This window comes from Kribbella sp. NPDC051952, assembly GCF_040680855.1.
Classification (GTDB): domain Bacteria; phylum Actinomycetota; class Actinomycetes; order Propionibacteriales; family Kribbellaceae; genus Kribbella.
The window spans coordinates 1-6,779 of sequence record NZ_JBFAXQ010000058.1; the positions used below are offsets into that span (position 1 = coordinate 1).

Annotated in this window: 5 protein-coding genes and 1 pseudogene; 3 read left to right on the forward strand and 3 right to left on the reverse strand. The window is 67.9% G+C overall.

From position 1 onward, the window contains the following. Both AB0L70_RS41650 and proS read left to right on the forward strand, forming a co-directional pair. Positions 1 to 667: NADP-dependent isocitrate dehydrogenase (locus AB0L70_RS41650; protein ID WP_363692479.1), on the forward strand; the 667-nt coding region annotated here is incomplete at its 5' end. Positions 668 to 904: 237 nt separating this feature from the next. Beyond that, on the forward strand, positions 905 to 2,317 hold the full coding sequence (gene proS, locus AB0L70_RS41655; protein ID WP_363692480.1) for a proline--tRNA ligase: 1,413 nt from the start codon (positions 905 to 907) through the stop codon (positions 2,315 to 2,317). A 321-nt stretch (positions 2,318 to 2,638) separates the two neighbouring features. Here proS and AB0L70_RS41660 read toward each other — a convergent pair whose 3' ends face one another. From AB0L70_RS41660 to AB0L70_RS41670, 3 genes and pseudogenes are all read right to left on the reverse strand, one after another. Next, the gene (locus AB0L70_RS41660) at positions 2,639 to 3,622 is read right to left on the reverse strand and encodes a LuxR C-terminal-related transcriptional regulator (RefSeq protein ID WP_363692481.1); all 984 of its coding nucleotides are present in this window, start codon (positions 3,620 to 3,622) and stop codon (positions 2,639 to 2,641) included. A 431-nt stretch (positions 3,623 to 4,053) separates the two neighbouring features. After that, positions 4,054 to 5,490 carry a GuaB1 family IMP dehydrogenase-related protein gene (locus tag AB0L70_RS41665; protein WP_363692482.1) on the reverse strand — a complete coding sequence of 479 codons (1,437 nt, stop codon included), beginning with the start codon at positions 5,488 to 5,490 and terminating at the stop codon, positions 4,054 to 4,056. Between the two features lie 141 nt (positions 5,491 to 5,631). Beyond that, positions 5,632 to 6,687, reverse strand: a pseudogene (locus AB0L70_RS41670) (peroxidase family protein); the annotation flags it as partial. Between AB0L70_RS41670 and AB0L70_RS41675 the strand changes: the two are divergent. After that, positions 6,684 to 6,779, forward strand: a 96-nt coding sequence (locus AB0L70_RS41675) for a helix-turn-helix transcriptional regulator (protein WP_363692483.1), incomplete at its 3' end; no start/stop codon positions are given. The pseudogene AB0L70_RS41670 and the gene AB0L70_RS41675 sit on opposite strands and share 4 nt — an antisense overlap.

The window sequence follows — 6,779 nt, forward strand, 5'->3', positions numbered from 1 at the left end:
AACCCGGCCCGCACAACCTCCGCCACCAGAACCTCCCCAACTAGCCGAGCCCCCATGCTCCATCCGCCCACCCGTACCCGTCAACGAAACCATCACCGACCTGTTCCCGATCCTCGAGCTCGGCACCAGCGCGAAGATGCTGTCGGTCGTGCCGTTGATGGCGGGCGGCGGTCTGTTCGAGACCGGTGCGGGTGGTTCGGCGCCGAAGCACGTCCAGCAGCTGGTCAAGGAGAACTACCTGCGCTGGGACAGCCTGGGCGAGTTCTTCGCGCTGGCCGCGAGCTTCGAGCACCTGGCGCAGGCGACCGGCAACGCGCGGGCGCAGGTCCTCGCGGACACGCTCGACCGGGCGACCGCGACGTTCCTGAACGAGGACAAGTCCCCGACCCGTCGCGTCGGCGGCATCGACAACCGCGGCAGCCACTTCTACCTGTCCCTGTACTGGGCCCAGGAGCTGGCCAAGCAGACCGACGACGCCGACCTCGCCAAGGCCTTCACCCCCCTGGCCGAGACCCTCGCCTCGAACGAGGAGACCATCGTCGCCGAGCTCAACAGCGTCCAAGGCCACCCCGTCGACCTGGGCGGCTACTACCAACCAAACCCCACCAAGGCAGCAGCCATAATGCGCCCCTCCAAAACCTGGAACACCGCCCTAGCCTCCCTCTAACCAGCGGTGGCCAAGGCGGCCGCCTCGCGGGGATCGGCGGCGAGCCGGTCGCGCTCTGAGCACGGCGCGGCCGGTCACCTCGGCAGCAGCGGCAAGCGCTCCTCGTCAACCACCGGTAGCCGCCTTCGTCACGTCCAATTCTTTCCTTTTGCAGCTCCTGGTGCCCGGTAGGGCGCCGGGAGCTGCTGCTTTTAATTGAGGGGCGGCCACGCACCACCGCTCCTAAACTTGGGGCGCATGACCACAACCCGATCCGTGCTTGCTGATCAAGCAACGGACTTTCCCCGCTGGTTCCAGGATGTGATTGCCAAAGCCGAGCTCGCCGATAACGGGCCGGTGCGGGGGACGATGGTCATCCGACCGTATGGGTACGGGATCTGGGAACACCTGCAATCCGCCATGGACCAACGGATCAAGGCCACCGGCGCCGCCAACGCCTACTTCCCACTGCTCATCCCCGAAAGCTACCTACGCCGAGAAGCCGAGCACGTAGAGGGTTTCAGCCCCGAACTCGCCGTCGTAACCCATGCCGGCGGCAAGCAACTCGAAGAGCCCGCGATCGTCCGCCCAACCTCGGAAACTGTCATCGGCGAATACATGGCGAAGTGGATCCAGAGCTACCGCGACCTCCCCCTCCTCCTGAACCAATGGGCCAACGCGGTCCGCTGGGAACTACGACCACGCCTGTTCCTCCGCACCACCGAATTCCTTTGGCAGGAAGGCCACACCGCCCACGCCACCGCCGAGGACGCCCGCGCCTTCGCCACCAGGATCCTGTACGACGTATACCGCGACGTGATGGTGAACATCCTGGCGATCCCGGTCGTGCCCGGCCGCAAGACCCGCCGGGAACGCTTCGCCGGCGCCGTCAACACGATGACCCTGGAAGCGATGACCGGCGACGGGAAAGCCCTGCAAATGGGGACTTCGCACGAGCTCGGACAGAACTTCGCCCGCGCGTTCGACATCGGCTATCTGTCCAGCGACGGGCAGCGCGAGCTCGCGTGGACCACGTCGTGGGGCAGCACCACCCGGATGGTCGGCGGCCTGATCATGGTCCACGGCGACGCCGCCGGGCTCCGGATCCCACCACTCGTCGCACCGACGCAGGTCGTCGTACTCGCGGTCCGGGACGAGACCATCGAAGCAGCCCAGCGCATCGCCGCCGACCTCACCGCAGCCGGTCTGCGCGTCATGGTCGACGACCGCACCGACCAGCCGTTCGGCCGCCGCGCGGTGAACTGGGAACTCAAGGGCGTTCCGATCCGCATCGAGCTCGGCCCGCGCGATCTCGCCGCCAACGTGGCGACGGTGGTTCGCAGGCTCCGCGACTCCAGCAAGGAAGCCGTCAACCTGGCGGATCTCACCCGGGAAGTTGTCGGAGGCATCGAGGCGGACCAGACCCACCTCCTCGACGAGGCAGCCCGCAAGCACGCGGCGCGGACCACGGCAGTGAACACCGTGGACGAGGCGCTCGAGGCGGCCCCGGACGGTTGGGTCAGCCTGCCGTACGACGAAGTCGGCGAAGAGGGTGAGGACCGGCTGGGCGCAGCCGGCATCTCGGTCCGCTGCCTGCAACGCCCCGACGGAAGCCTCCCCACCGAAGACAACGAACAAGGCCTAACCGCCTTCGCCGCCCGCTCCTACTAACCAGACCCCCACGCCATCACAGTGCGCCGCCGGGCGCAGGTCCCCGCACCGGCCCCGCCGGGGCCCGCACCCGGCCCGCACCGGGTCCCCGCCAGGCCCGCGCCCCCGGCTGCGCGCTGTGATGATCTGGCGGTCCGCCCGCCTGCGAGGTCGACGGCCCACCGGGCGAGGTTGAGGGGCTAGCGGGCGAGGTCGATTCCAACCGAGCGAGGTCGAGGCCTACCGGGCGAGGTTGACGGCCCACGAGCGAGGTCGAGGCCTACCGGGCGAGGTTGACGGCCCACGGGTGAGGTTGAGGGCCTGGCGGGCGGGGTTGAGGGGCTAGCGGGCGAGGTATTTGCGGACGTCGTCGGCGACCTGGGCGCGGTTGGCCATGCCGTATTTGCGGAGGATTGCGCTTAGGTGGGTCTTGACCGTGTTCAGGCTGATGCCGAGCTCGGCGGCGAGCTGGTCGTTGTCGAATCCGTCGACGAGCAGGACCGCGACACCCTGCTGGGCCTTGGTGAGGGTCGAGTACCGGCGCTCGGGACCCTCGTCGGTCTCCATCAGCATCTCGATCAGCTCGGACTGGATGTGTTCGGTGGCATCGACGATCCGGGACAGGTGCGTGTGGACGGACGCACCGACGTCGGGCTCGTCCATCGCCTCGGCCGCGATCTCCCGGATCGACGCGACCCGGTGGGTCAGGTACTCCATCACGTGGTCCGACGTCAGCAGGTTCGGCCCGATGTCACCGGCCGGCAACCGCCGCAACGCCTCCCGGTCCTCGCCTTCCCGGGTCAGCACCCGTTCGACCAGAGCACACAGCCACTCGAACGCCCGAACCGCGTTGTCGTCGTAGCTGTCCGTCCCGTAACTCTGCATCGACAGCATCCCGAACAGCTGGTCCGGGCCGTCCTTCACCGGCCGGAAGATCGGCACGGTGACCACGTCCTGCGACCGCCGGGTCGAATCACCGAGCGGCAGACCCGCATGCAGCGCGGACCCTTGGTCGTAGGCGAAGCGATAGGTCTGCCGGTGCTTCAACAGCCACGCGGTCTGGCCGTTCGGGCCGAAGATGTGCGTGTCCGGGTCGACGTACCGGCCCTCGTCGTACGCGTAGGGGTAGCGGACGCGGTTGCTGCCCTGCAGGAAGCCGACGAAGAACGCGTCGACGCGAGCCACCTTCCCGGCCACCACCCGGACGTAGTCGTACAGCCCGTAGTGGTCAGCACGGAACAGTGCCTCGATCTTGTGGTACGCCTCGCGCAGGATGATCGCGGTTTCCGCGTCGACCCGCAGCGGCGCGCCCCTGTCTCCCTCCACGACGCCGGCTCCCGAAGTGACCCCTGATAGCTCGATCACTCGACTATGCCGCCGGATGGCAGGGATTGCCAGGCTTTGGGCAGGCAGAGATAGCGGTCGCAGGTGGTGACGGAGTTCCCGAGTCGCCCTCCCAAGCCTCGGCCGAACCCCGCTGCACCACCCGCGACCACGTTTCAGGACGCCGGAAGTTTGAAGCCCCCGCGTCGATCGATCCCACACCCCCTGCGAGATCGGCGACTCCCCCGGCAGATCCTCCTTTGCGTCCTGTCCCTCTTCCCCCGTTGACTACACAGTGCCAGCGATCGCCGACGCTGCCTATCGCCCGGGGCATGAGATTGTTGTGCCCTCAATCTCACCCCGGGGATGAGAACGGATGTAGTCGTTTACGCAAGGGTTTCGCGACGGAATTCGTCGTACGACGGCCGCTCCGGTCACCAACTCGTGTCGAGCGGCTTGCCCTCGGCGTACCCGGCGGCGGTCTGGAGCCCGACCACGGCACGCTCGTGGAACTCGGCCAGATTGGCGGCACCGACGTACGTGCAGGAGCTGCGGATGCCGGAGACGATCGAGTCCAGCAGGTCCTCGACACTCGGCGCCTCGGGGTCGAGATACATCCGGGCGGTCGAGATTCCCTCGCCGAAGAAGCCCTTCCGGGCTCGCTGGAACGGGGTGTCGTCCGTCGTCCGGGAGCGGACCGCCCGCGCCGACGCCATCCCGAAGCTCTCCTTGTAGATCCGCCCGTTGCTGTCTCGATGCGGATCCCCCGGCGACTCGTACGTCCCGGCGAACCAGGACCCGATCATCACGCTGGACGCGCCCGCCGCGAGCGCCAGCGCCACGTCCCGCGGATGCCGTACGCCGCCGTCCGCCCACACGTGCTTGCCCAGCTCACGAGCTCGCGTCGCACACTCCAGTACGGCGGAGAACTGCGGACGGCCCACCGCGGTCTGCATCCGCGTCGTACACATCGCGCCAGGACCGACTCCGACCTTGACGATGTCCGCGCCGGCGGCGATCAGGTCGCTCACGCCCTCCGCGGTGACCACATTGCCGGCCACGATCGGGACGCTGGGCTCGAGACCCCGAACCAGCTCGAGAACCTCGATCATCCGCTCCTGATGCCCATGCGCGGTGTCGATCACGAGTACGTCGATGCCGACATCGAGCAGCGCCTTCGCCTTCTGCTCGGCGTCTCCGTTGATCCCGATCGCGGCAGCGACCCGCAACTTGCCATTGGCATCGAGGGCCGGGTCGTACAGCGTGGCCCGCAGCGCGCGCTGACGAGTGAGGATCCCGACGATGGTGCCGTCGGCATCCACCACGGGCGCAAGCCGGTGCCGGCCGTCGTGCAGCTGGTTGAACGCGGTCTCGGGGTCGATCCCGGCCGGGACTGTCAGCAACTCGCGGGACATGATCCCGTCCAGCTGGGTGAACCGGTCGACGCCGGAGCAGTCCGCCTCCGTCACCACGCCGACAGGCCTGCCGCGATCGACCACGATCACCGCGCCGTGACCGCGCTTGGGCAACAGGTTCAGCGCCTCGCCCACAGTCCCGGTCGGTGGCAGCACCAGTGGGGTGTCGTGCACCGGATGCCGTTCCTTGATCCAGGCAACGACGTCCGCGACCACATCCACCGGGATGTCCTGCGGTATCACCGCCAGCCCGCCACACCGCGCGATCGTCTCCGCCATCCGCCGCCCGGACACCGCCGTCATATTCGCCGCGACTACGGGAATCGACGTACCGCTGCCGTCACTGGTCGACAGATCCACATCGAGCCGCGAGGCGACCCTGGACCGATTGGGCACCAGGAACACGTCACTGAACGTGAGATCGCCCGCAGGCTCCCGATCATGGTGAAACCTCATGGCCCGATTCCTTCCGCCCGATGAACAACGCTGTCAGCCTGTCACGCGCATCAAAGCCCTCACAAGGAACTCAGCAGGAACCCGGTCAGCACAAAGCCGGCCCCCACCGAGATGGGAGCCGGCTTTGTGATGAGGCAGGGATCAGGCGACGTCGAAGCGGTCCAGGTCCATCACCTTGGTCCAGGCGGCGACGAAGTCCTGGACGAACTTGTCCTTCGCGTCGTCGCTGGCGTAGACCTCGGCGACCGCCCGGAGCTCGGAGTTCGAACCGAAGACCAGGTCCGCGCGCGTACCGGTCCACTTGACCGAGCCACTCGCGTCCCGGCCCTCGAAGGTCTCCTGGCTCTCGTCCGTCGACTTCCACTCGATGCCCAGGTCGAGCAGGTTCGCGAAGAAGTCGTTGGTCAGCGAGCCCGGCGCCTCGGTCAGCACACCGTGCTTGGAGCCGTCGTAGTTCGCACCGAGGACACGCAGGCCGCCGACCAGCACGGTCAGCTCCGGCGCGCTCAGCGTGAGCAGGTTCGCCTTGTCGAGCAGCAGGTACTCGGCCGGGTAGCGGCTGCCCTTGCCGTAGTAGTTGCGGAACCCGTCCGCCTGCGGCTCGAGCGCCGCGAACGAGTCGGCGTCGGTCTGCTCAGCGGTTGCGTCCGTACGACCAGGCGTGAACGGTACGACGACCTCGTGGCCGGCGTTCTTCGCCGCGACCTCGACACCGACGCCACCGGCCAGAACGATCAGGTCGGCCAGCGAGACCGGCTTGCCGAACGCCTTCTGCACACCCTCGAGCGTGCTCAGCACCTGTGCCAGCTCGTCCGGGTTGTTGACCTCCCAGCCGCTCTGCGGCTGAAGCCGGATCCGCGCACCGTTCGCGCCACCACGCTTGTCGCTGCCACGGAACGTCGAGGCCGACGCCCACGCGGTCGAGACCAGCTGCGCCACCGACAGTCCGGACGCGGCGATCTGCGCCTTCAGCGCGTCGATGTCGTCGGCACCGAGCTGCTCGCCGGTCGCCGCCGGCAGCGGGTCCTGCCAGATCAGCGGCTCGGTCGGAACCTCCGGGCCGAGGTAGCGAACGACCGGACCCATGTCGCGGTGGGTCAGCTTGAACCAGGCGCGGGCGAACGCGTCCGCGAACTCGTCCGGGTTGTCCTTGAAACGCCGCGAGATCGGCTCGTAGATCGGGTCGAAGCGCAGTGCTCGACCTGAGGGTCCAGGCCGAGCTGTCGCAGGAGGAGCTCGCCGAGCAGGCCGGATTGAGTGTCCGCACCATCCGTGAACTCGAAGCCGGC